The organism is Candidatus Endowatersipora endosymbiont of Watersipora subatra (assembly GCF_964026585.1).
In the GTDB taxonomy this organism is placed as follows: Bacteria; Pseudomonadota; Alphaproteobacteria; order Rhizobiales; family Rhizobiaceae; genus Pseudahrensia.
Window position 1 is genome coordinate 582,215 of the sequence record NZ_OZ032160.1, and the last position, 26,163, is coordinate 608,377.

The window sequence follows — 26,163 nt, forward strand, 5'->3', positions numbered from 1 at the left end:
TTAAAAAGAAAGACATCTCTTAATCTAACAAGGTAAGTGGTAGCAATATCATCTTTATGGTATATAAAAACAGGGTCATTGTCAGCAATGAATTCTTCTCTCGATACGTTTAAATGTAAGAAAATCATCACAGTTGGTCAAAAAAAATATACTTATTTTAGCTTGACTGAGGCTGAGAAGAATGGGTTAAAAGGTATATCGAAGTTACCATTTACACTTAAAATTCTTTTAGAAAATCTATTACGATTTGAGGATAATCGTTCTGTTCATGTGGACGATATTCATGCTTTTTCAACTTGGTCTTACGATAGAGGATCATCAGGAATCCAAATTGCTTATCGTCCAGCCCGAGTTTTAATGCAGGACTTTACGGGACTTCCTGTCTTAGTTGATTTAGCAGCAATGCGTGATGCAGCATGTAATTTATTGGGCTCCTCATCTGTTATTAATCCGCAAATACCTGTTGACTTGGTCATTGACCATTCTATTTCTGTCGATTCTTTTGGAGAAGTTGGTGCATTTACGAAGAACGTTGAACAGGAATACAAACGCAATCGTGAGCGTTACAGTTTCTTGAAATGGGGTCAGAAGGCATTTGATAATTTACGTGTAGTACCTCCAGGAAAAGGTATTTGTCATCAAATTAATCTAGAGTATCTTGCTCGGACTGTATGGACCTTAGATGTAGATGGCGAAACCCTTGCCTATCCTGATACTGTCGTGGGTACAGACAGCCATACAACGATGATTAATGGTCTCTCTGTTCTAGGTTGGGGTGTAGGGGGTATTGAAGCGGAGGCTGCGATGCTGGGCCAGCCCATTACTATGCTCCTTCCCGAAGTTATAGGTTTTCAATTGAACGGTCAATTAACTGAAGGAGTCACTGCAACTGATCTTGGACTTACGATTGTCCAAATACTGCGGGATAAAGGTGTGGTTAGCAAGTTTGTCGAATTCTTTGGTTCAGGTCTCAATAATCTTAGTCTTGAAGATCAGGCAACTATTTCTAATATGGCTCCTGAATATGGAGCAACTTGTGCTTTCTTCCCTATAGATAAGGATACGATCAATTATCTGAGATTCACTGGGAGAGATCATCAGCAGATACAATTGGTCGAGTTTTATGCAAAAAAGCAGGGTCTATGGCGAGATCACAAAACCGTTGATCCAGTGTTCACTGATATACTATCGCTTGATCTTCGTAATGTTGTTCCTGTAGTTTCTGGTCCCAAACGTCCACAGGATCTTATTAAACTAACATCTGCTAAAGTGGCCTTCTCAGGAGTTATGAAGTCCGAATTTGGGATATTTAAACCTGCTAAACGCGTGTCCGTGGAGAATCGAAATCATGATCTAGGAAATGGCGATGTGGTCATTGCGGCAATTACTTCGTGCACAAATACATCCAATCCATCGGTTTTGATTGCTGCCGGTTTGGTCGCACGGAAGGCACTAGCTAAAGGATTATCTGTAAAACCATGGGTAAAAACATCACTAGCACCAGGATCTCAAGTAGTAACAGATTATCTTAATAAAGCCAATTTGCAAAGAGACCTTGATGGCCTTGGTTTTCATTTGGTTGGATACGGTTGCACGACTTGTATTGGTAATTCTGGTCCACTAGCAAAAGAAATTTCACAAACTATTCATTATAATGATTTAGTTGTCTGTTCGGTCCTTTCAGGAAACCGTAATTTTGAAGGGAGAATTTCTCCTGATGTGCGCGCTAATTATCTCGCCTCACCACCGCTAGTTGTCGCCTATGCGATTGCGGGATCGCTTTATGTCGATCTGACCCAAGATAGCTTGGGTCAGGATTATAATGGTTGTTCAGTCTATCTAAGAGATATCTGGCCATCATCAAAAGAAATTACTGCAATCATCCGAAAAAATATTGATGAAAGCATGTTCAAGTCACGTTACAAAGATGTTTTTAAAGGAGATCAACAATGGCGAGCTATTGACGCTAGAAAAAGTGATACTTATAGCTGGGACTCTACTTCTACCTATATAAAGAAGCCACCTTATTTTCAGGGTATGTCTACGGAGTTCGGAAAGGTCACTGATATTAAGAATGCTAGAGTGTTAGCTTTATTTAATGACTCTATCACAACCGATCATATTTCTCCAGCTGGTCGCATCTTAGGTGATAGCCCTGCAGCGACTTATCTGGTAAGTCATCAAGTACCTCCCATGGAATTTAATTCTTATGGCTCGCGGCGGGGCCATCATGATGTTATGGTGCGGGGCACATTTTCCAATATCCGCATTAGAAACCGGATGTTAGATAATGTAGAAGGTGGATATTCTATCCACTATCCTTCAGGGAAGCTAGGTACTATATATGATATAGCAATGCGTTATCAAAATGAAAAGGTGCCGTTGGTTATCTTTTCTGGTAAAGAATATGGCACAGGCTCCTCGCGAGATTGGGCTGCAAAGGGAACCTATTTACTTGGTATTCGTGCTGTGATCGCTGAAAGTTTTGAGAGAATTCATCGTTCTAACTTAGTGGGAATGGGCGTTTTACCACTAATCTTTACCAATGGTGATAGTTGGGTCAGTCTAGGATTCTCTGGTAAAGAAAGAGTGACTCTTAGTGGCTTATCTGATTTGTCACCTCGTCAAGAGATTAATGCACAGATTCAGTTTGATCATGGGGAGAAAAAAACAATCACTTTATTGTCATGCATTGATACGAAAGACGAACTAGATTACTTCCATAATGGAGGGATTCTCCATTATGTGTTGCGTCATCTAAAATTTTCTACCTGTAATTCTAATGTGTAATGTAATGAATAGGTCTCTAGATTCAGATTAATTGTCATACATTATTTTAGAATAAAACATAATATTTTTCTCAAAAAATTATGTTTTAGTTTAGTTTTGACCGTTTTTTATTAGTTCATCAATAACTTTAGGATCAACTAGAGTTGATGTATCACCAAGAGAGTTAAAGTCCTTTTCTGCAATCTTACGCAGGATCCGACGCATGATTTTTCCGGAGCGGGTTTTAGGTAATCTTTTTGCAAAATGGATGGCATCTGGAGAGGCAATTGGTCCGATTGCTTTGCGTACGTGATTGCATAGATCAATTTTGAGTTCATCAGTTGCATGGATTCCGATCATCAGAGTAACATAGCAATAAATTCCCTGACCTTTGATATTATGAGGGTAACCAACAACGGCTGATTCGGATACAGATTCATGTGAAACTAGGGCAGATTCTATTTCTGCTGTTCCCATTCTGTGCCCTGAAACATTGATGACATCGTCTACGCGACCGGTTATCCAATAATAACCATCTTCGTCACGATGACATCTATCTCCGGTGAAGTATTTTCCTTTGTAGTTAGAAAAATAGGTTTGGATAAAACGCGCGTGGTCACCATAGATCGTACGAATCTGACCAGGCCATGAGTGTGTAATACACAAGTTACCGTCAGCAATCCCTTCAAGGGGCTTGCCACTATTATCAACCAATTGTGGTTGAATACCAAAAAATGGCAGTGTTGCGGATCCTGGCTTCAGTGTTGTTGCCCCAGGCAAAGGTGTAATCATATGACCACCAGTTTCGGTCTGCCACCACGTGTCAACAATTGCACAGCGTCCACCGCCAACCATGTGATAATACCATTTCCAAACTTCAGGATTAATAGGTTCACCTACGGTTCCCAATATCCGCAAGGACAATCTATCAGTAGCTTTAACTGGAGAATCACCAGCTTGCATGAGAGAACGAATAGCCGTTGGAGATGTATAGAAAATACTGACTTTATGTTTATCACAAATCCGCCAGAAACGAGAATAATCCGGATAATTGGGGACACCTTCAAACATCAATGTTGTTGCCCCGTTAGCAAGTGGACCATATATAATATAGGAATGACCTGTTATCCAACCCACATCGGCTGTACACCAATAGATTTCACCTTCGTGATAGTCAAATGTATATTGATGGGTAATGCCCGACCAGACTAAATAACCTCCTGTTGTATGTAATACACCTTTTGGTTTTCCTGTGGATCCGGATGTATAGAGAATAAAAAGTGGATCTTCCGCATTCATTTCTTCGGGGGAGCAATAAGATGATGCTTCTTTTAAAATCTCATGATACCAGATATCACGACTCTTATCCCAATGAATTGCTCCCCCAGTTCGTTTGACTACTAATACTTTATCAACATCTATTCCCTGCTTACTTGCAATAGCAATAGCTCTATCAGTATTCGTTTTCAGAGGAATCGTTTTACCTCCACGAATACCTTCGTCAGCTGTAATGACATAACGTGATTGGCAATCAATAATGCGATCTGCTAATGCATCCGATGAAAATCCCCCAAAGACAACAGAATGAACGGCACCTATACGTGCACAAGCCAGCATCGCATAAGCAGCCTCGGGTACCATGGGCATATAAATTGTTACACGATCCCCTTTTCTTATTCCATGCGCTTTCATGGTGTTGGAAAGTCGGCAAACATGATTGTGTAATTCATAATAGGTAATCTTCAAACTATTATCTGGGTTATCACTTTCCCAAATGATCGCAATCTGATGCCCTCGATGTTTAAGATGCCTATCTATACAGTTAGCTGAAGCATTTAAGGTCCCATCTTCAAACCATTTAATAAAAATATTGGGATATTCATACGTCCAATTTTGAATTTTTGTAAAAGGTTTGATCCAATCAATATTTCTACCGTGTTCTGCCCAAAATCTATCCGGTTCAGCAATGCTACTTTTATACATATTTTTGTATTTTTCATTATCAATATGTGCAGTGGCAGCTAATTTTATTGGCACTGGATAGACATTCATGTTCATAAAATTCTCCTGTTTCAAGGATAAATCTTTTATTGACAAATTATCCTGATCCTAAATCAGAAGTTAACGGTCTCTTTTTGATAAAAGAGATAGAATCAATTTTATAATTGTAAAATTTTGTTTCTTGATAGAAAGAGCTTAATTCTTGAATCATTGAACGTCAAGAACACGAGTTTTCTCATCACAGACTAGAAGATGATACACTATCCTTCTCGCTAAGAACGATTCCTTTTTTTTCCAAAAGAATTTTTAACTCACCGGATTGGAACATTTCACGAAGAATATCACAGCCTCCAATAAACTCACCTTTGACATATACTTGAGGAAGTGTTGGCCAGTTCGTATAATCTTTAACAGCCTGACGCAGATTATCATCGGAAAGTACATTCATATATTTCCAATCAGCTCCTAAATGAGTCATAATCTGAGCAACTTGGCCTGAAAATCCACACTGTGGAAAGTCAGGTGTACCTTTCATGAAGACCAGTATATCATGAGATTTAACCTCAGAATCAATGAAACTATTCATTCTCATGGTTCCGTTCCTTCTTTAAATCTTCAATTTTTCTCAACACACTTCTCACCATCCATCTATAGTATATAGTACCATTTTTCTACTATTAGGATAGGGTAGATAGTATTTAATTTTTCTTAATCATGTGCTCTCGTTTGAATCGTAAGAGCGTGCAATCGTCTTCCTACACTCCCTTTTAGCGCCGCATAAACTCGCTGATGTTGTTGAATACGAGATTTTCCTGAAAATTCAGGATCAACGACTTCGGCCGCATAATGATTACCGTCTCCAGCTAAATCATGTATTGTTATCTTTGCATTAGGTAATTCTTCTAGAATCAAATTTTCAATTTCTACCGCATTCATTGCCATGATATGACTCCTGACTTTTTAATTAATTCTATCTCATATAATTAGGAAACCAGAACTCGTACACCTCTTTTATCTCTTCCACTGTTATGTTAATCAAATCATTTATAATGAGTCTCTGATCTCCAACCATGCCAATATAAGAAGAAGAGATATCGGAATCTTCTAAATACGAAGAAAATAGATCTTCCCATTTTTTGTCTACTGCGACAATATAGCGGGACTGATCTTCACCAAATAAAGCAGCATGTGGATGTCGATCGCTGAAGTTGATTTCACAGTGTGCACCGTAATTTGATGCTATACACATTTCAGCGAGTGCAATAGCAATGCCTCCGTCTGAAATATCGTGGCAAGCTGATACATAGCCTGAGCGAATTGCTCCTTTAACGAATTCTCCATGTGCCCATTCCATAAGTAAATTAACTTCTGGAGACGGACCGGTTTCTTCCCCCAGTATTTCACGCTGATAAATAGAGCGTGCTAAGTGGGTCCCTTCAGTTCCGACTAGGAATAAAAGATCCCCTTTATGAGCACCACCAACCCGAGCTATTTTAGTATAATCAGGTATTATACCAACACCAGCAATAGTAGGTGTTGGCAAGATTGATCTATCATTAGTCTCATTATAAAAGGATACATTCCCTGATACAATAGGCATATTTAAGGCTGAGCAAGCCTTTGAGATACCGCGAATCGCAGCGACGAATTGGCCCATGATCTCAGGTTTTTCAGGGCTACCGAAATTCAAATTATCCGTTGTCGCAAGTGGTTGTGCACCTGTTGTAATAAGATTACGATAGCATTCTGCTACTGCTTGCTTTCCGCCTTCAAAAGGATCAGCATCAACATAACGGGGTGTAACATCTGATGAAAAAGCCAGTGCCTTCGTTGGATGTCCCTCAACGCGAATAACACCTGCATCACCACCAGGTAATATCAATGAATTCCCCTGAATATATGTATCATATTGTTCCCATACCCATCGTTTTGAGGCTATGTCCGGTGATCCTAAAATTTTGCGAAGAGCTATATTACAGTCATAAGGTAGATCAAATAAATATGGTTCCTGAGAGACAGGGAGAATCGGTTCTACCCAAGAACGATTATATTCAGGAGCTTTGCTACCTAATTCTTTTATAGGGAGATTTGCTACCTCTTTTCCCAGATGATGTATACGGAATCGTAGATCATCGGTTGTCTCACCAATAATAGAAAAATCAAGACCCCATTTGACTAAAATGCTTTTAGCTTCTGATTCCTTTTCAGGATTGAGCACCATCAGCATACGTTCTTGGCTTTCGGATAGCATCATTTCATAAGCATTCATATTATCTTCACAGACAGGAACACAATCCAGATTGAGTGTAATGCCAAGATTCCCACGTGCTCCCATCTCAATAGCTGAGCAACTCAATCCTGCCGCCCCCATATCTTGAATGGCAATAACTGAACCGGAATGCATAAGCTCAAGGCAAGCTTCTAGTAAGCATTTTTCTGTAAAAGGATCACCCACTTGAATCGTAGGACGGTTTTTATCGATTGAATCATCAAATTCTGTTGATGCCATAGTTGATCCGCCAATACCATCACGACCTGTTTTAGCACCTAAATAGACAATAGGAAGACCAATCCCTTCCGCTTTAGAAAGGTAAACAGCGGTTTTCTTTGTAATTCCAGCTGCAAAGGTATTGACTAAAATATTTTGATTATATCGGTTATGAAAATTTACCTCACCACCAATAACAGGGACACCGAATGAATTCGCATAACCGCCTATACCTGCAACAACACCTGAAACTAAATGACGAGTTCTCTCATGGTGAGGTTCACCAAAACGTAAGGCATTCATGACTGCAATTGGACGCGCGCCCATTGTAAAAATATCACGCAAAATGCCTCCAACTCCTGTAGCTGCACCGTGATAAGGAGCAATATAGGAAGGGTGATTGTGGCTTTCCATTTTGAAGACAAGAACATCATCATCGCCTATATCGATAACGCCTGCATTTTCACCAGGCCCACAGATGACGTATTCTCCTTCAGTCGGTAGAGTTTTTATCCATTTTTTAGAAGATTTATAAGAACAATGTTCATTCCACATAGCGGACCATATGCCAAGCTCAATATAGTTAGGGGTTCGTTGCATCAGTGCAACAATGTGTGCGTATTCTTCATCACTGAGGCCATGTTCGGAAATCACTTTTGATGTGATTAAAAGTGTATTATCTTTCTCTATCATGTTAAAATACTGTGATATGAGGTTAGAGAGGTTATTTCTCAAGTTGATATTTTAATACTCAGTCTCTAATAAATTGAGAGCACCTTCAAAAAGTCGCTTGCCTTCTTCTCCACCATGGGTCAATTCTACTAAATTTTCTGGATGAGGCATCATACCCAGGATATTACCCTTTGAATTAAATATACCAGCAATATTATTAACTGATCCATTCGGATTTGTGCCTTCAGCGTATCGAAAAGCGACCTGATTATTATCTTCAATTTCTTTCAGGGATTGATCATCACAAAAAAAATTGCCGTTGTGATGAGCTACAGGTAAACGGATTACCTCTCCTCTTTTGTAACCTAAAGTGAACGGATTGTTATTATTTGATACTTCTAAGCAAACTAACTTGCATACAAAAGTAAGATTTTTATTCTTCATGAAACAACCCGGCAAAAGACCTGCCTCAGTAAGAATTTGAAATCCATTACATATACCAAGTATTCTCTTACCAGATTTACTCTCATCGTATAAAGAATTCATAATAGGAGATCTAGCTGCAAGTGCTCCTGACCGTAAGTAATCACCATAAGAAAATCCACCAGGGATAATGTAAAGATCCGAATCAGGAAGTTCTGCATTCGTATGCCAAACTAAACTAGGACTGTGACCACTCACAAGCTTAATGGCCTTTATCATATCCCTTTCACGATTGGAACCTGGAAATTGTAGGATCGCGACTTTCAAAACAGCCTCGCTGTTTAAGATTCTCTAACTCACAACAATAGGAATGTTATGAAAAATATTAACAAATAGAGTATTCGATTCTCCAACAACAATCAATCGACTATTTCAATCTCGTAATTTTCAAAAACGGTATTCACCAAAAGCTTTTCACACATTGCAAATAATAGATCCTTTGCTTCTTTTTCTGATAACGCCTTTAGTTGAATATTAAAGAGTTTTCCTTGACGCACTTCACAAATTCTCTTAAACTTAAGTGAGGCGAGTGTTCCTTCTATAGCTTTTCCCTGTGGATCCAATACGCTTTTTTTGAGTGTTACTGATACACGTGCTCGAAAAGTTTTAAATCTCATTGATCTGATTTTACCAATATAGGGCCAGTTGCACGCTGAGTTTCCTTTTGATTTATAATGCCAAGACGAAAAGCAACTTCACAGTAATTTTCGATCATGCCTCCCAAATTTTCACGGAAACAATCCTTATCCATTTTTCGTTTTGTTTTGATGTCCCAGAGACGACACGAGTCTGGGGATATCTCATCCGCTACAATGATCCTCATTAAATCGCCTTCAAACAAACGACCACATTCAATTTTAAAATCAACAAGTTGGATGCCAATACCCCAAAAGAGTCCAGATAAAAAATCGTTTACGCGAATAATCAGTGCCATCATATCATCAATTTCAGATGGTGAAGCCCACCCAAAGGCTGTGATATGCTCTTCTGATACCAAGGGATCATTTAAGGCATTATTTTTGTAGTAGAACTCAATAATCGAACGGGGAAGAACTGTCCCTTCTTTAACTCCGAGATGTTGAATCATTTGGCCAGCAGCAATATTTCGAACAACAATTTCAAGAGGAATCATCTCTACTTCCTTGATCAACTGCTCACGCATATTCATACGCTTAATGAAATGGGTAGGAATGCCAATACGATTTAAATTGTCGAATACATACTCAGAAATTCTATTGTTCAGCACACCCTTCCCATCAAATATTTCGTGTTTTTTAGTGTTAAATGCAGTAACATCATCCTTAAAAAATTGGATGAGCGTTCCCGGTTCAGGTCCTTCATAGAGGGTTTTGGCCTTCCCTTCATAAATACGGCGGCGTCTATTCATTATTTAAATATCTCGACTATGCAGATGTAGATTGTCCTTCTCTGTGGGCGGAATACCAGTCTCCCTACAGCTTCATACTTCTCCTCATAAAGTTAATTATTGACGAATACAATAACTATGAAAGCCTCAATTGAATCGTTCAGAAACTAAAAAAAGAGTTTTGATAATTAAATATTAACCTTAAATCCTTCTTAAGATTTTCTAAGACATAGCCCTCTCAATTATTAAATACGCGATTAAAAATTGTGTTGACATGACGTATGTGATAACTAAGGTTAAATCTTTCTCGAATATCCTTCTCCGATAGTATATCACGAACTTCTTCATCAGCCAAAATCTCAGTCAAAAAGTCCTTTTCCTCTTCCCAAACTTTCATTGCATTGCGTTGAACCAATTGGTAAGCATGTTCACGTGAACACCCTGCTTGTGTCAAGGCTAGCAAAATACGCTGAGAGTGAATGATTCCATGAAGTTGGTTAATATTCTTCTTCATATTATGGGGATAGATAATCAATGTTTCAATAACATCCGTCAGTCGAGCCAAAGCAAAGTCCAATATCACCGTTGTGTTAGGACCAATGATTCGCTCAACAGAAGAGTGAGAGATATCACGCTCGTGCCAAAGTGCAACATTCTCCATGGCTGGCATAGCAGAAGAGCGTATGATTCGTGAAAGTCCGGTTAAATTTTCTGTTAGCACTGGATTCCTTTTATGAGGCATAGCAGAAGAACCTTTCTGTCCATGAGAAAAAAATTCTTCAACCTCGAGAATTTCTGTTCTTTGAAGGTTTCGTATTTCTGTCGATAATCGTTCAATAGATGAGGCAATAATTGCCAAGGTTGAAAAGTACATAGCATGACGGTCACGCGGAATCACTTGAGTTGATAAGGGCTCGGGTATCAACCCCATAGCCTTTGCAACATGCTCTTCAACTGAGGGATCTATATTAGCAAAGGTTCCAACAGCTCCAGAAATAGCGCAGGTAGCAACTTCTGATCTTGCTGCAATCAATCGTGATTTAGAACGTTTAAATTCTGCATATGCCTGCGCAAGTTTGATACCAAATGTTGTTGGTTCTGCGTGAATTCCATGAGAACGTCCGATTGTAATTGTTTCTTTATGTTCAAACGCACGAGATTTCAGAGCAGCTAGTAGTTTGTCAAGATCCTGAAGCAAAAGATCAGTTGCTTTAGTGAGTTGAACATTAAAACAGGTATCAAGAACATCAGAGGAAGTCATTCCTTGATGTAAAAATCGGCCGTCTGGACCAATAATCTCTGAAAGATAAGTAAGAAAGGCAATAAGATCATGCTTTGTTTCATGTTCAATTTCATCGATCCGATTAACATCAAATAAAACCGATTTTCCTTTTTTCCAGATCGTTTCAGCAGCTTTTTGAGGGATCACACAATTTTTTGCCAAAGCATCACAGGCATGAGCTTCGATCTCAAACCAAATCTTGAATTTTGATTCAGTTGACCAGATATCAGTCATTTCTTTCCGGGAATATCGTGAGATCATAGCTGGTATTTTATGGATAGATATCAATTAGGAAAATAACGTGCAACTTCTAACACTGACTGACAAACATAGCAATGTTTGACTCTCTCCTAGGAGAGAAAAACTGATAAAATACGTTAGTTATATCGGGATAGTATTTCGGAGTGCTGTAATATTTTCAGCGTATGCCCTTCGATCATTTCCATTATAAATTGAGGATCCAGCTACTAGAACATTTGCCCCAGCTCGTACGACGAGAGGAGCTATATCTTTTGTTATTCCTCCATCAACTTCTAGATCTATGGTGCGGTCCCCAATCAGAGATTTGGCTTGTGCGATCTTAGCACTTGATTCAGAAATGAATTTCTGTCCACCAAATCCTGGATTAACGGTCATAATTAAGACTAGATCAACGAGATTGATTAAATGTTCTAGTTCTGAAACCGGTGTTTCAGGTTTTAGCGATATACCTGATTTTTTTCCTAGTGCACGAATAGCTTTCAGAGTGAAATAGATATGCGGCTCCGATTCCATATGGACTGTTATGATATCGCTGCCAGCTTTTGCGAAAGACTCAATATACGGTTGACATGGAGTTATCATAAGATGTGTATCAAAGACAGTATCTGTCAGCGGACGCAAACTCTCTATTAAAAGGGGCCCAAACGAAATATTCGGAACGAAATGTCCATCCATCACGTCTAGGTGAATCCAGTCAGCTCCGGCCTCTAAAACATCCTTGACTTCACATCCAATCCTAGAAAAATCAGCTGCTAATATAGAAGAAGAAATGATGATCGGTGAAGACATCGAAGTCGACTATCATGAATGCAATGGTTAAGCAATAGTAAAGAATCCATTTTAGGGAAAGTTTAGGGAGAGTGAGAAACTAGCCAGCTCATAATCGAGCCTTTATAATGAGGCTATCCCTCGTGTAGACTTCCATTATTCATTTGACATGCGACACACACTATGTTTAATAAAGTTTTGTAAAGGCCTCTTGACTCTCAAAATTTAAAGAAATATTATGTCTGTCGCCTTATCTGTTAACCTTAACGCAGTTGCTCAATTACGAAATCGACGGAATCTACCATGGCCATCGGTAATCGGTATGGGACGAGTAGCGTTGAACAGTGGAGCACAAGGGATTACGATTCACCCTCGTCCTGATCAGCGCCATATTCGTTTTAGTGATGTGGGCGAGTTACTTGCCTTGATTGATAATGAGTTTCCTGATCGTGAATTGAACATTGAAGGTTACCCTTCAGATGATTTTGTTCTCCTTTGCGAGAAACATAGACCGAAACAGGTAACGTTGGTTCCTGATGATCCAGTCCAGACAACATCAGATCATGGTTGGGACTTTCGTGTTAGCTATAAGAAATTGTCTCCCATTGTTGCACGATTAAAGGGAGGAGGTATGAGGATTTCTCTTTTTACTGATCCTAATCCAGAAGTCATAAAATGGGTAACTCAAACAGGCTGTAATCGTATAGAACTTTATACAGGCCCTTATGGAGCAACGTATCTGGATCCAGAACAGTCGAAAGAAGAACTTGAAAGACTTGTCCAAACTGCTGACACTGCACAGTCACGAGGTATAGATGTCAATGCTGGTCACGATCTCACGATTCAGAATCTTTCGGCCCTCCTTGCGCGTATTCCTTATTTAGCCGAAGTTTCCATCGGCCATGCATTAACTGCTGATGCCCTCGAATATGGAATGGCTCAAACGGTCAAGCGATTTTTAAAGGTATGTAGTGGGGATAGAATTCAAACATAAATTCTAAAAAGTTAGCTTTCTCACTTGAGGTTCTTTTTCGATCTGAAGTTGGGAAATGAGTCCGAACATCCAGACAATCAGAATCTTAATACTTTCACATACAATGCACAATTCAAGACATTTTATCCTAAAATGATTTTACTGTCGACTTTGCTATTAGCCTTCAACGTGTAGATGATTGGTATTCCAGTCATAAGATTCAGATCAGTAATTTTTTGTGTATCGATTCGGTCGAGAATCATGATAAGCGATCGTAGTGAGTTTCCGTGGGCGACAACCAATACCTTTTGATGATCTAGAAGACGTGGTAGAATTTCGCATATATAATATGGCCAGATTCGAGCTCCAGTGTCTTTAAGGCTTTCTCCTTCCTCTCCTGGTGGTGGCTTATCATAAGATCGTCGCCAAATGTGAACCTGTTCTCCTCCCCATTTAGCACAGGCCTCATCTTTATTGAGCCCTGCTAGATCACCATAATTCCGCTCATTAAGAGCTTGATTCCTAATGACTTTAAGATACGATTGATCCATTATATCAAGTATAATTTGGCAAGTTCGTTGAGCTCTTATAAGGGTGCTAGTAAATGCAATATCAAAGCTAAGATTCTTCTTGACAAGATGACGACCTGCTTTAATAGCTTCATTAACGCCTCGTTTTGTCAAATCCGGATCTTTCCAACCCGTAAACAAATTCCTTTTGTTCCATTCGCTTTGTCCATGTCGTACCAGTACCAGAGTTCCAGACATTGATAATCCTTATTTACATTTTCTTTGATAGTCCAAGAACATCATACATGTCGTAACGGCCAGGAATTTTATCATGTGCCCATAAGGCTGCTTTGACTGCTCCTTTTGCAAATATTTGACGGTCAAAGGCTCGGTGCGAGAGTTCAATGATTTCACCTTCTCCTGCAAAAAGAACAGAATGATCACCGATTACCGATCCACCACGTAGTGTAGCAAAACCAATACTACCAACTTTCCGTTGGCCTATAATACCATTCCGTGTTCTAACGCTATTTGTGTCAAGATCAATATTTCGGCCTTCAGCTGCCGCGGCCCCTAAGAATAACGCGGTACCTGAGGGGGCATCCACTTTATATTTGTGATGCATTTCTAGAACATCAATATCAAAATCTATGGCACTGAGTGTTCTAGCAGCCTGATGAATCAGAGCGGCAAGAAGATTAACACCAAGGCTCATATTATCCGATTTGACAATCCTTGTTTGGTGAGATGCCGCATCAAATTTCTCTTCATCAGTTACGGTACATCCCGTTGTTCCGATCACGTGTACGATACCTAATTGCGCGGCAAGGATTGAAAATTGAACACTTGATTCAGGTACAGTAAAATCTAAGACACCATCCGAATCAAGAAAAACAAGATAGGGATCATCGATAATAGGTATGCTATTGTACCCTATACCAGCAATTTCTCCACTATCTTCTCCTAGATCTTCGTGATTTTCATGTTCGACAGCACCGCAGAGAACGACACCTGGCGTTTCATGAATAGCGCGGATTAACGCTCGTCCCATGCGCCCTGAAGCGCCACCAACGACAAGTTTCATATCAGACATAGAATTAATTCTTTCTAGAAATTGATAATCGATAAAGGCGTGCATAAATGCCACCTTCACTCTTCATGAGTTGATCGTGAGTCCCTTGATCAACTACTTCTCCGTTGTCAAAAACAACAATAGAATCAGCGTTGGAAATAGTGGAAAACCGGTGGGCAATGACTAGTGTTGTTCGTCCTTTAATCAATTGTTCTAGAGCTTCTTGAACCAAAGATTCTGACTCATTATCTAGAGAAGATGTTGCTTCATCCAGCAAGAGGATTGGCGAATTGCGCAAAATAGCCCTAGCAATTGACAATCTTTGACGTTGTCCACAAGACAAATTATTACCATTTTCGGATAAAACCGTGTCATATCCATTAGGGAGAGACAAAATAAAGTGATGGGCTTGTGCCTTGCACGCTGCTTCCTTTATCTCAGACTGTGTTGCATTGGGACAAGCAAAGCGTAGATTTTGATCCACTGTACCTTGAAAAAGGACAGGTTTCTGTGAAACGTATGCAATCTGAGAACGCAAGGACTGAGTATCAATGTTATGAATATTTTGGCCATCAATTGTAATAATACCTGACTGTTGATCATAAAATCGTTGTAAAAGAGCTAAGGCAGTTGACTTCCCACCTCCTGACGGTCCAACAAGTGCTGTTATTTTACCTCCATCTGCCCGAAAGGAAATATTTTTTAAAATGAGGTGGCATTGATGGTGAAGATTCTCCTTAATGAGACCATTCTCTCTAGTTTCTGAATCAAAATTATAGGTAAATGATACATTTTCAAAGACAATATCGCCACTATCAAGAATAAGAGGTTCTTGACCTTTCAGTTCTGTCAAGGCAGGTGGTGTATCCAAAAATTCATATATCATTCTTGCATTTACAAGGCTTTGTTCTAGTGTAACTTTTAGACGTGCAAGTCTTTTTGCTGGTTCATAGGCCATTAAACAAGCTGTCATTAAAGCAGATAAATTGGCTGTAGAGTAACTTTGTGTCACCATTCTCCAGCCACCATAAGCAATAATACCGGCGATAGAAAATCCAGCTAGAGTTTCCATCAATGGACTCGTTCTAGCAGTAATCCGAGCAATTGTATTAGCACGTTGTTCTAATTGATGAGTGAGCTTAAATAAGCTGGCATACAATTGTCTTTCCATAGTAAAAGCCTTGACAATTTGAATGCCGATTGCTGTTTCTTGAATACCTGCTGTAACCCTTGCATGGAGATCGACTTCCTGTTCGGCTATAGTGTTAATACGCCGAGCATATTTTCTCAGTGTGAATAATGAGAGGGGGCCTGCAAGAAAAATAATTGCTGACATGATCGGGTCAGATATCAGCATAACGGTAATTAATCCTAATAAAGTGAGAAGATCACGGGCAGCAGCTAGAACGAGAGCGTTGATCATATCACGAACAAGTGCGATATTCTGGTTTATTTTTCCAACTAAAAAGGCTGAATGCCGACTAGAAAAATATCCTATACTTAGAGATAGTAAATGTGAATAGATCCTTCTTTGAAAGCGAGCAACAATCTTGTTGCCAATTTTATTGAGCGTAACGGATTGAACGTAGGTCATGACTCCTTTGATTGTGAAGATTATAATAACAATAAGTGCGAGAAAATAGGCTTGGTGCAAATTCTTGCCAAGGAGAACATCTTCTACAACGGATCCCATCAACCATGCACTAAAAGCAGTCGTTCCTGCAATCACGATCAAACTCGAAATTGCAAGAATGTAATCACGGTGATATAACATGAGGTTTTCACCGATTATACGTCTCAATACAGATGCTTTTTCTTGGTCGCAGGTTAGATATTGATACAGTCTGTTCACAGTGTCATTATGCCTTAAAATTATTAAAGGTTTTTCTTCGAATTATCTCATCTCTGAGATTAGGCACAGCTTATCGATTTGCTTGATTGGAATCATGGGGACTCAATCTTATCGTTCTCAATTCAATTATTCGATCATTAAATCATAAATCAGAAAATCCGAGCTTGTTTTCTCTAGCCTTATTGTTTGGTCATCTAAATTAAAGAGAAAATATTAGAAAACGGCGCACATTCTCATATTATTTTTTCCCTCCTGTACTGAGTTTTCTTAATAAAGATTGAATTGATTTGAGCGAGAACAAGTGAATGATCTTAATCTCCCAATAAAATAACACGGGCAAAGAAAAAAATAGGCTTTTTCTTTCTTTGCTTCTGTTTAGAGTGTTAAATCGAATCTGATCGGACTAGATTTTCGTTTAAATCAGCGGCAGAAGCAGTTTAACTCATATTCATATATGATGAGGCCCATTGAATGTCAAAATCTGTAATAATACGTCGTCCTGACGATTGGCATTTGCATTTGCGTGACGGTGAGATGCTTAAAAGTATCATTAGGTTCACCTCTCAACATTTTTCTCGCGCAATCGTTATGCCGAATCTTTTTCCTCCTATAGTAAACAGCCAAGATGCAATTTTCTACCGGAACCTTATATTATCAGCGATTCCTGAAGGGCATATCTTTCAACCATTGATGACTTTATATTTGACTGAAGGTACAGATCCTGATGATGTAGAGAAGGCTGCAGCTAACAGAGTAATTCATGCAGTTAAATTCTATCCAGTAGGTGCCAGTACAAATTCTCAATTTGGTATTTTTGATCTTGAAAGAGTAAGACCAATCTTAGAACGGATGTCTGAAATCGGATTACCATTGTGTGTGCACGGCGAAGTCACAGATCCAGAAATTGATATTTTTGATCGTGAGGCCGTTTTTATTGATCGCGTCTTAGATCCTTTACGTACTCGGATGCCAGAACTCAAAGTAATCATGGAACATATAACGACATCAGATGCTGTTGATTATGTAAGTCAAGCTTCTAGTTTATTAGCAGCAACAATTACTCCCCATCATCTCATTATAAACCGAAATCATATATTGGTAGGAGGGATTCATCCTCATTATTACTGTCTACCAGTAGCGAAACGTCAGAAACACAGACAAGCACTGAGAATAGCAGCAACATCTGGTAGCTCCCATTTTTTCCTTGGTACAGATAGTGCACCTCATGTAACAAGCATGAAGGAAAATGCTTGTGGTTGCGCAGGGTGCTTTACCTCAATCAATACGATGAGTTTACTGGCCCATGTCTTTGAAGAAGAAGAGTCTCTAGAAAATTTGGAACCCTTTTCGAGTCTCAACGGTCCCAAATTCTATGCTTTAGAAGCGAATACAGAAACACTCATCTTAAAAAAACAATCTGAGCCAGTCCTATGGCCGAAACAGATTCAAACGAGAGAGGGGAATGTAACAGTTTTTGATCCTGGCTTTGATGTTTATTGGCAAGTCGAGGGTTGAAATATGATTGAAAATAAGGCTAAAAATAAGGCTATGATTGCTCTTAAAACAGCAAAAATGCTATTAGAAATTAAAGCTGTAAATTTTCGTTCTAAGGAGCCTTACACATTTACATCAGGATTAAAAAGCCCCGTTTATATTGACTGTCGTAAGCTGATTTCTTATCCACGTATACGTTCAGCTGTATCTGATTTTTGTGTAGTCACTGTTATGAGAGATGTAGATTTTGAGAAGTATGATGTTGTTGCAGGTGGTGAAACAGCTGGTATTCCTTATGCAGCCTTTATAGCAGAGCGCATGAGGCTACCGATGATCTATATCCGTAAAAAATCTAAAGGATTTGGTCGTAATGTTAGGATAGAAGGCGATCTCAAGGCAGGACAACATGTGTTATTTGTGGAGGACTTGACTACTGATGGTACTTCAAAACTTTCCTTTGCACAAGCTATTCGAGAAGCAGGTGCTATAGTTTCAGATATTTTGTGTGTATTTTATTATGATATCTTCAGGCATGCTCCTACTCTTTTAGCTCAATATGGTATAAAATTGCATTATCTGACTACGTGGAAAGATGTGTTGTCTGTAGCCAGAAATGAGGCATTATTTGATCCGTTGACATTATATGAAGTTAAAAAATTTCTAGATTCACCTTTAGAATGGTCTGCATCTCATGGAGGTATTTCTGATTTTAGATATAAACCTCGTTAATCTTAATCAAGATATGTTTGATTTTCTACTATCCTCAAGAATCTGGTGTCTAAATCATAGAGGAAGCGAAAGGAGACTATAAAGAGCTGACTTTCATAAAAAGAATTTGATAGTGTAGTCATTCTTTTACAACAGAAATATCAGGAGCATCTACGGCTTTCATACCAATTGTGTGATATCCTGAATCGACATGGTGAATTTCACCGGTTACTCCACTTGACATATCAGATAACAGATAAAGGGCAGATTGACCAACCTGATCAATAGTCACCGTTTTCTTGAGAGGGGCATTATATTCATTCCATTTCAGGATATAGCGAAAATCGCCAATACCAGAGGCCGCGAGAGTCTTGATTGGACCCGACGATATAGCGTTAACTCTAATATTGAATTTACCAAGGTCAACGGCAAGATAACGCACACTAGCCTCGAGTGCAGCTTTTGCTACACCCATGATATTATAGTGTGGCATAACTTTTTCAGCGCCGTAATAGGTTAATGTAAGAATTGATCCACCATGATCCATGAGTTTCTCTGCCCTCTGGGTCACAGCCGTGAGAGAATAAACAGATATATCCATGGTTTTAGAAAAATTCTCTGGTGATGTATCAACGTATCGACCTGTCAGTTCGTCTTTATCTGAAAAACCAATAGCATGAACAAGAAAATCAATCTTTCCCCATTTTTGGTTGAGATGACAAAAAATTTGATCAATTGTCCGAACATCACTGACATCACAATGACCGACAATCCATCCTCCTAACTCTTGTGCCAGTGGTTCTATTCTTTTTTTTAGGGCTTCTCCTTGATAGGTAAAGGCAACATCTGCTCCAGCGTTTGAACAAGCTTTCGCTATACCCCAAGCGATAGAACGATTATTGGCGACACCCATAATTAGGCCAGACTTACCTTTGAGCAAACCGTTCATAGAATTCATTAAAAACCAGTGCCTTACAATGAGGGGCGTGCCCTTGATAACGTAATAGTATTACATAGCGTTCGACTTGCTTCAAGATATTAGATCGTATTGACGATCTTTACTAATCTAAAATTATTCTTGAAAGTTATTATAGTTTTTCATAAAAAATAGTTACATTCTAAGTTACCCGACTTCAAATAATTGTGAGATAAAGTAATTTTATGTCAGCTCATTGAAATGATGACATGATTGAGTTAGTATGTGAATATATATTAGCATGAATTACCCTATTTTCTAATAGATGCATTTATTAATTTGTTAGCTCCTAATAAATAGCTAAACAATATACTGAGCTTTTATCATTTTTACTTGATCTATCTTATCAATAAGGTCATAATTTCGATGAAGAAAACTGTAATTTCTTTAAAGAATATTCATCCTGTTACTTTGTTTCACTTATGGTTAAAAGAAGCTGAAATATCAGAGATTAATGATCCATCAGCAGGTTCACTTGCAACTGTTGGTGAAGATGGTATGCCGAATATACGAATAGTCCTTCTCAAAGCTCATGATGAAAGAGGATATGTCTTTTATACCAATTTTAAAAGCACAAAAGGACAAGAAATTCTAAGATTTCCTAAAGTTGCATTGGGTTTTCACTGGAAAAGTTTGCGTCGTCAAGTACGGGTTCGTGGGAAGGTTGAAGAGGTTACGAAACAGGAAGCCGATGCCTACTTTAATTCACGTCATCGTCAGAGTCAGATCGGGGCGTGGGCTTCATATCAATCACAGCCACTTAAAGATCGACAGACTCTTATCACACGGGTGAAAGAATATAGAAAAAAATACAGCGGAGAGAACATTCCTAGGCCCCCCCATTGGTCAGGACTTAGGCTGATTCCTCAGTCAATCGAGTTTTGGCAGGATGGGAAATTCAGATTGCATGAAAGAATCCTTTTTGAACGCTCAAAAGTTGGAGGGGGATGGAAAAGTCAATTCCTCAATCCTTAACTCCTTTCTATCAATATTTAACTCAGTCCTTTGCTTTGGGGCGCATCATGTTTAGTACAGTAGATAAGAGAGTTAAGAACTAGCAATTGTCCATATAGACTTTTATCTGTTAAAATTTTATGGTGACTGAATTTTCCTTCATGAATGCTTGCGGTGAAGTCATTCTTGTGGTTTTGAAGGGTCACATCAAAAGATGGGAAGTTAAAGTTCCCGTTGAAAATCTTTTCCGGAGATCGGTTGGATGAAGAGTCCCATCACTAAATTTTCAGGTTTATCACTTTTATCAATTGTCTTTACTTGTTTAATTTCAGCTCGTTCTGAAGCCGGACAACCCTTGCCATGGCAAATTTGGATGCAGAGTGCAGCCTCACCCAATATGGAAGCTATTGAGAGATTTAATATACTCACTCTATACATCATCATTCCTATCATTTTGCTTGTGATGGGACTCCTAGCATATGTCATGATCAAATTTCGTGCCTCTTCAAACCCTGAACCATCCCAAATCACCCACAATACCATCATTGAAATTCTATGGACATTGGGTCCAGTCGTTTTGTTAGTCTTTCTTGCGATTCCATCTTTCCAGTTATTATCATCGCAGTTTCATCCTTCCAAGGAACCAACAGTGACGATTAAAGCAACTGGATATCAGTGGTATTGGGGGTTTGAATATCAAGATGATCCGGAGATTTCATTTGAAACTCGTTTAATTGGTCGTGACGAAGGATCTCCAGATAGTGCCGATAAGATCATAAAAGAGCGAGAAGAGTATGGAAAAAATGATTTGAAAAAATATCCAAGGCTTCTTGCTGTTGACAAAGAAATCGTCGTCCCAGTTGGTGAAGTTGTTCGGTTACTCGTGACTAGTGGAGATGTGATACATAGTTTTGCCTTACCAGCTTTTGGCCTAAAGATGGATGGGATTCCTGGTCGGATAAATGAAACCTTTTTTCAGGCAACAAAAGAAGGGCTTTATTATGGACAATGTTCTGAATTATGTGGCCGTGATCATGCTTTCATGCCTTTGGCAATTAGAGTTGTTTCATTTGATAAATTTGAGATGTGGAAAAAGAGGGCTAGTCATAACATCGATGCCGCTAATAAGTTGTTGGTTTTGAAGAAATCAACAAGAATAATTGAGGTTGCCGCTAACTAAAAGTAATTGAATTGGCTAGAGAACTAGTAGGAGTAATGGCATATGTTCTACTCATCAACTCAAGATTATAAAAATGATGTAAATCCTGGTTTCTTTAAGCGTTGGTTTTACTCAACCAATCACAAAGATATCGGGACTCTCTATCTCATTTTTTCTATATTTTCAGGAATTTATGGCGGACTTCTATCTATAGTGATGCGTATTGAATTACAGGAACCCGGGCTACAAATTTTTAGTGATCCTCACTTATATAATGTATTGACCACAGCTCACGGCCTAATCATGATTTTCTTTATGGTGATGCCAGCTCTCATTGGTGGGTTTGCTAACTGGATGATTCCTATTATGATTGGTGCACCTGATATGGCCTTTCCTCGCATGAATAACATTTCCTTTTGGTTGTTACCACCAGCACTAATCCTGATAACTGTTTCCATCTTCATGCCAGGTCCGAGTGGATCTAACGGTGTTGGCGGGGGTTGGACTATATATCCACCCCTATCGACAACAGGACAACCTGGTTCTGCTGTTGATTTTGTAATTCTAGCACTTCATATTGCGGGGATTTCATCTATTTTGGGGTCGATCAATTTTATCACTACAATTTTTAATATGCGAGCTCCTGGGATGACTTTGCACAAAATGCCTTTGTTTGCTTGGTCTGTATTGGTGACTGCTTTCCTTTTACTTTTATCTCTACCCGTTCTTGCTGGTGCTATCACAATGCTGTTAACTGATCGCAATTTTGGAACAGCATTTTTTACGCCAGAAGGGGGGGGGGATCCAATTTTATTTCAACATCTGTTCTGGTTTTTCGGCCATCCTGAGGTTTATATCCTGATATTACCTGGTTTTGGAATCATAAGTCATATCGTTTCAACTTTTTCGAGAAAACCAATCTTTGGCTATATAGGAATGGCCTATGCCATGGTTGCCATTGGTGCTGTTGGATTTATTGTTTGGGCTCATCATATGTATATGGTTGGATTATCGCTGAACACGCAACGCTATTTTGTGTTCGCAACTATGGTAATTGCCGTGCCAACCGGTATTAAAATTTTCTCTTGGATTGCTACAATGTGGGGGGGCTCTATACTGTTCAGAACTCCTATGCTCTGGGCTATTGGTTTTATCTTTCTTTTTACTATTGGCGGCGTAACAGGTGTTCAACTTGCCAATGCTGGCTTGGATCGTACCTATCATGATACCTACTATGTTGTGGCACACTTTCATTATGTATTATCTTTGGGAGCAGTTTTTACGATCTTTGCTGCTTGGTACTATTGGTTTCCTAAAATGACCGGTTATCTTTATAATTCATTTTTAGCCAAGATGCACTTTTGGTTTATTTTTGTTGGTGTTAACATCATTTTCTTCCCTCAACATTTTCTTGGTCTGGCTGGCATGCCACGTCGATATGTTGACTATCCTGATGCGTTTTTCGGTTGGAACTATATTTCCTCTATAGGTTCATATATATCAGCCTTTGGTGTCTTGATTTTTTTTATCACAATTGCAGAAGCTTTCATCTACAAGCGTGAGGCCGGGAATAATCCTTGGGGAGAAGGAGCAACAACGCTGGAATGGGAATTGACTTCTCCACCACCATTTCACCAGTGGCAACAACTTCCACGTATAAAGTAATTCAAGATCACATAATGTATCCAATCATGATCCACTGGATAATTTGATGTCTCAATTTGAAACCAGTTCTGTCGATTTTGAATTATCTTTAGCCATGCCAAGTGATTATTTTAAACTTATGAAGCCTCGAGTTATGTGGTTGGTTATTTTAACGGCTGTGACAGGACTGTTGTTATCTCCAGGTGAGATTGATCTGGTTCTCGGCATCATCTCTATCTTATGTATTGCACTTGGTGCAGGGGCAGCCGGAGTACTGAACATGTGGTATGATGCTGATATTGACTGTATGATGAGACGAACTGTAGCCCGTCCCATTCCAGATGGAAGGGTGACCAAAAGTCAGGCGCTCAATTTTGGTATGGTATTCTCAATTTTCTCGGTTTTGATGCTCGGCCTTCTGGTCAATTGGGTTGCTGGTTTTTTGCTTGCCTTTACAATTTTCTTTTATGTTGTTGTTTATACGATGTGGCTAAAGCGCTATACCCCTCAAAATATTGTCATAGGAGGTGTAGCTGGTTCGCTTCCGCCAATGATTGGTTGGACCTGTGTATCAGGAGAATTAAGTCTTCGGAGTCTAGTCCTTTTCGCTATTATATTTATTTGGACGCCGCCACATTTTTGGGCATTAGCCCTATATCAAGAAGCTGATTATGAACATGCATCGATTCCTATGATGCCCAATATAGCTGGCCAGCGATCAACGCGGAATCAAATGTTGGTGTACTCATTGTTCCTCGCTCCTATTGGTATTTTACCTTGGTTATTTGATTTTGCATCTCCAATTTATGGAGTTATTTCTCTTTTTTTAGGACTTATTTTTGTTGTGTTAACCTATAGAGTCTGGCTTGTTGATAGCCACGACAGTGATCTAAAGGCAGAAAAACAACTCTTCCGGTTTTCTATATTTTACTTACTTTCTTTATTTGTCATTCTGTTGATAGAGGCTTTGGCAAAACTGCTTTGGATTAGATAATATGAAGGATGCTCACCAGAAAATCGAGAATCTGGAGCTTGTTCATCTTTCCAGAGATCATAAAAAGGCTAGAAGGATCCGAAATAGAGCCATTGCTCTTTGTCTTGTTGTTATGATTCTGGTTTTCTATTCCGCAACAATTAGTCGCTTGAAGCCGAAAAGGGATAATCCTTCATTTCTGATGAAAGCAGAAAATAATAATCATGGCAATCAATTCAAAAAGGAATAAGCAAATCAAAACATGGATGGCTATGATATGCATTTCCATCACATTTAGTATGCTTGGCCTTTCTTATGCTGCTGTTCCACTTTACAAGATTTTTTGCCAGATTACTGGTTATGGTGGCACGATCCAGAGAGCGGAGGAAAAATCTAAATTCGTCAGTGATCAGAGGATAAGAGTTCGTTTTGATGCGAATGTATCACATGATTTAGGTTGGAAGTTTATACCGAAGTCACGTTCCGTATCAATTAAACTCGGACAGATAAGTAAAGCGATTTACGAGGCAAGAAATGTCACGGATAAGGTAAGTTATGGAACGGCTTCTTTTAATGTATCCCCTCAGGCCGCTGGCATTTACTTTAACAAATTAGAATGTTTTTGTTTCACTCAACAAAGACTATCAGCGGGAGAATCGATGGATATGCCTGTTGTTTTCTTTGTCGATCCAGAAATTCTAAATGATCCCCTTTTGAAAAGGACAAAGACAATCACTCTTTCCTACACTTTCTTTCTTGATAAGAATTTTAAAAAGAAAACTTCTTAAATAAAAGGTAGCAGAGAGTATAGATAAGTTTTATTAATTTTCCCTTAAGCTAAGCTTAATCTTAAGAAAATCTGGAGACTTCAGATGGCCCATGTAGATACGAAAAATCACGATTATCATATTATTGATCCAAGCCCTTGGCCGCTTTTGAGTTCTATAGGAATTTTTCTGATAGCAATCGGTGGCATAACTTATATGCATTCCCTGAATGGGGGCTTAGGTATCAGTGTGTTAGGATTAGATTTATACGGCCCTTGGTTATTTTTTTTAGGTCTTACGGTTATCTTTTACACAATGTACGGATGGTGGGGAGATACAATAAAAGAAGCTGGTTCTGGTGATCATACCCCCGTCGTATCTCTGCATCTTCGCTATGGTATGATTTTGTTCATTGCCTCTGAAGTTATGTTCTTCGTTGCTTGGTTTTGGGCATTTTTTGATGCTGCTCTTTTTGCTGGAGACCCGCATCAATTCGCACGTTTTGAATATACAGGTGGCCAATGGCCGCCGACAAGTATAGAGGGTTTGGAACCACTTCATTTACCATTGTTCAATACGGTGACATTGCTGTTATCAGGTACAACATTGACTTGGTCACATCATGCTTTTTTGCAAGAAGACCGAAAAAGCACAATCTATGGTTTGTTCTTAACCGTTATTTTAGGCATAATCTTTCTATCTGTCCAAATTCTTGAATATGTTAATGCACCCTTCTCTTTTTCTGAATCCCTTTACGGTGCTACATTCTTTATGGCAACAGGGTTTCATGGATTCCATGTTCTTGTGGGGACGATTTTTTTGATCGTGTGTTTAGTACGTGCTAAGATGGGTCATTTTTCTCAAAAAAACCATTTTGGCTTCGAAGCTGCTTCCTGGTATTGGCACTTTGTTGATGTTGTTTGGTTGTTTTTGTTTTTTTCTTTTTACATATGGCCATCAAAAGGTCTTATTTTTTCTCCATGAGAATGAAG

General features: G+C 39.0%; 24 protein-coding genes. 11 read left to right on the top strand and 13 right to left on the bottom strand.

Features of this window, described 5'->3' with window-relative positions; genetic code table 11:
- Positions 1-87 precede the first annotated feature (87 nt).
- Positions 88-2,790, top strand: coding sequence for an aconitate hydratase AcnA (gene acnA, locus AAGD37_RS02720; RefSeq protein ID WP_341760038.1), 2,703 nt, complete (start codon positions 88-90; stop codon positions 2,788-2,790).
- A gap of 90 nt (positions 2,791-2,880) precedes the next feature.
- Here acnA and acs read toward each other — a convergent pair whose 3' ends face one another.
- The 9 genes from acs to rpe all read right to left on the bottom strand — a co-directional run bounded on the left by acs (position 2,881) and on the right by rpe (position 12,111).
- Entirely contained in the window at positions 2,881-4,827 is a 1,947-nt protein-coding gene (acs, locus tag AAGD37_RS02725) for an acetate--CoA ligase (RefSeq protein WP_341760039.1), read from the bottom strand.
- Positions 4,828-5,008: 181 nt separating this feature from the next.
- Entirely contained in the window at positions 5,009-5,362 is a 354-nt protein-coding gene (gene grxD, locus AAGD37_RS02730) for a Grx4 family monothiol glutaredoxin (RefSeq protein WP_341760040.1), read from the bottom strand.
- Between the two features lie 116 nt (positions 5,363-5,478).
- Complete coding sequence (locus AAGD37_RS02735; protein WP_341760041.1) at positions 5,479-5,712, bottom strand: BolA/IbaG family iron-sulfur metabolism protein; 234 nt, start codon at positions 5,710-5,712, stop codon at positions 5,479-5,481.
- 28 nt (positions 5,713-5,740) lie between these two features.
- Positions 5,741-7,948 carry a phosphoribosylformylglycinamidine synthase subunit PurL gene (gene purL / locus AAGD37_RS02740; protein ID WP_341760661.1) on the bottom strand — a complete coding sequence of 736 codons (2,208 nt, stop codon included), beginning with the start codon at positions 7,946-7,948 and terminating at the stop codon, positions 5,741-5,743.
- Between the two features lie 54 nt (positions 7,949-8,002).
- Positions 8,003-8,680 (bottom strand): phosphoribosylformylglycinamidine synthase subunit PurQ, encoded by a 678-nt coding sequence (purQ, locus tag AAGD37_RS02745; RefSeq protein ID WP_341760042.1) that lies wholly within the window; start codon positions 8,678-8,680, stop codon positions 8,003-8,005.
- Between the two features lie 92 nt (positions 8,681-8,772).
- The gene (gene purS / locus AAGD37_RS02750) at positions 8,773-9,030 is read right to left on the bottom strand and encodes a phosphoribosylformylglycinamidine synthase subunit PurS (protein ID WP_341760043.1); all 258 of its coding nucleotides are present in this window, start codon (positions 9,028-9,030) and stop codon (positions 8,773-8,775) included.
- Positions 9,027-9,800 (bottom strand): phosphoribosylaminoimidazolesuccinocarboxamide synthase, encoded by a 774-nt coding sequence (purC, locus tag AAGD37_RS02755; protein WP_341760044.1) that lies wholly within the window; start codon positions 9,798-9,800, stop codon positions 9,027-9,029. Before purC ends, purS begins: the two co-directional genes overlap by 4 nt.
- A 217-nt stretch (positions 9,801-10,017) precedes the next feature.
- Entirely contained in the window at positions 10,018-11,322 is a 1,305-nt protein-coding gene (gene purB, locus AAGD37_RS02760; protein ID WP_341760045.1) for an adenylosuccinate lyase, read from the bottom strand.
- Between the two features lie 120 nt (positions 11,323-11,442).
- Complete coding sequence (gene rpe, locus AAGD37_RS02765; protein ID WP_341760046.1) at positions 11,443-12,111, bottom strand: ribulose-phosphate 3-epimerase; 669 nt, start codon at positions 12,109-12,111, stop codon at positions 11,443-11,445.
- A 217-nt stretch (positions 12,112-12,328) separates the two neighbouring features.
- Here rpe and AAGD37_RS02770 point away from each other — a divergent pair, with 217 nt between their 5' ends.
- Positions 12,329-13,084: a pyridoxine 5'-phosphate synthase gene (locus AAGD37_RS02770; protein WP_341760047.1), complete on the top strand. Its 756-nt coding sequence runs from the start codon at positions 12,329-12,331 to the stop codon at positions 13,082-13,084.
- 122 nt (positions 13,085-13,206) lie between these two features.
- On the opposite strand, the gene AAGD37_RS02775 is transcribed toward AAGD37_RS02770, so the two are convergent.
- The 3 genes from AAGD37_RS02775 to AAGD37_RS02785 are packed head-to-tail and all read right to left on the bottom strand — an operon-like array spanning position 13,207 to position 16,496.
- Complete coding sequence (locus AAGD37_RS02775) at positions 13,207-13,830, bottom strand: 2,3-bisphosphoglycerate-dependent phosphoglycerate mutase (RefSeq protein ID WP_341760048.1); 624 nt, start codon at positions 13,828-13,830, stop codon at positions 13,207-13,209.
- A 13-nt stretch (positions 13,831-13,843) separates the two neighbouring features.
- Positions 13,844-14,665, bottom strand: coding sequence for a 4-hydroxy-tetrahydrodipicolinate reductase (gene dapB / locus AAGD37_RS02780; RefSeq protein WP_341760049.1), 822 nt, complete (start codon positions 14,663-14,665; stop codon positions 13,844-13,846).
- A gap of 4 nt (positions 14,666-14,669) precedes the next feature.
- Complete coding sequence (locus tag AAGD37_RS02785) at positions 14,670-16,496, bottom strand: ABC transporter ATP-binding protein (RefSeq protein ID WP_341760050.1); 1,827 nt, start codon at positions 16,494-16,496, stop codon at positions 14,670-14,672.
- Between the two features lie 471 nt (positions 16,497-16,967).
- Between AAGD37_RS02785 and pyrC the strand changes: the two genes are divergently transcribed.
- Both pyrC and AAGD37_RS02795 read left to right on the top strand, forming a co-directional pair.
- The gene (pyrC, locus tag AAGD37_RS02790) at positions 16,968-18,011 is read left to right on the top strand and encodes a dihydroorotase (RefSeq protein ID WP_341760051.1); all 1,044 of its coding nucleotides are present in this window, start codon (positions 16,968-16,970) and stop codon (positions 18,009-18,011) included.
- Positions 18,012-18,014: 3 nt separating this feature from the next.
- Positions 18,015-18,719 carry an orotate phosphoribosyltransferase gene (locus AAGD37_RS02795; RefSeq protein ID WP_341760052.1) on the top strand — a complete coding sequence of 235 codons (705 nt, stop codon included), beginning with the start codon at positions 18,015-18,017 and terminating at the stop codon, positions 18,717-18,719.
- Between the two features lie 118 nt (positions 18,720-18,837).
- On the opposite strand, the gene fabI is transcribed toward AAGD37_RS02795, so the two are convergent.
- On the bottom strand, positions 18,838-19,656 hold the full coding sequence (fabI, locus tag AAGD37_RS02800; protein WP_341760053.1) for an enoyl-ACP reductase FabI: 819 nt from the start codon (positions 19,654-19,656) through the stop codon (positions 18,838-18,840).
- Positions 19,657-20,040: 384 nt separating this feature from the next.
- Between fabI and pdxH the strand changes: the two genes are divergently transcribed.
- The 7 genes from pdxH (at position 20,041) to AAGD37_RS02835 (ending at position 26,155) form a co-directional block, all read left to right on the top strand.
- On the top strand, positions 20,041-20,649 hold the full coding sequence (gene pdxH, locus AAGD37_RS02805) for a pyridoxamine 5'-phosphate oxidase (RefSeq protein ID WP_341760054.1): 609 nt from the start codon (positions 20,041-20,043) through the stop codon (positions 20,647-20,649).
- 241 nt (positions 20,650-20,890) lie between these two features.
- Positions 20,891-21,808, top strand: a complete 918-nt coding sequence (gene coxB, locus AAGD37_RS02810) for a cytochrome c oxidase subunit II (protein ID WP_341760055.1) — start codon at positions 20,891-20,893, stop codon at positions 21,806-21,808.
- 42 nt (positions 21,809-21,850) lie between these two features.
- Positions 21,851-23,452 carry a cytochrome c oxidase subunit I gene (gene ctaD, locus AAGD37_RS02815; protein ID WP_341760056.1) on the top strand — a complete coding sequence of 534 codons (1,602 nt, stop codon included), beginning with the start codon at positions 21,851-21,853 and terminating at the stop codon, positions 23,450-23,452.
- A gap of 46 nt (positions 23,453-23,498) precedes the next feature.
- Positions 23,499-24,425, top strand: coding sequence for a heme o synthase (locus AAGD37_RS02820; RefSeq protein ID WP_341760057.1), 927 nt, complete (start codon positions 23,499-23,501; stop codon positions 24,423-24,425).
- Position 24,426: 1 nt separating this feature from the next.
- The gene (locus AAGD37_RS02825; RefSeq protein WP_341760058.1) at positions 24,427-24,654 is read left to right on the top strand and encodes a hypothetical protein; all 228 of its coding nucleotides are present in this window, start codon (positions 24,427-24,429) and stop codon (positions 24,652-24,654) included.
- A gap of 16 nt (positions 24,655-24,670) precedes the next feature.
- Positions 24,671-25,192: a cytochrome c oxidase assembly protein gene (locus AAGD37_RS02830; RefSeq protein WP_341760059.1), complete on the top strand. Its 522-nt coding sequence runs from the start codon at positions 24,671-24,673 to the stop codon at positions 25,190-25,192.
- Between the two features lie 84 nt (positions 25,193-25,276).
- Positions 25,277-26,155, top strand: a complete 879-nt coding sequence (locus AAGD37_RS02835; protein ID WP_341760060.1) for a cytochrome c oxidase subunit 3 — start codon at positions 25,277-25,279, stop codon at positions 26,153-26,155.
- The last annotated feature ends 8 nt before the right edge of the window (positions 26,156-26,163 follow it).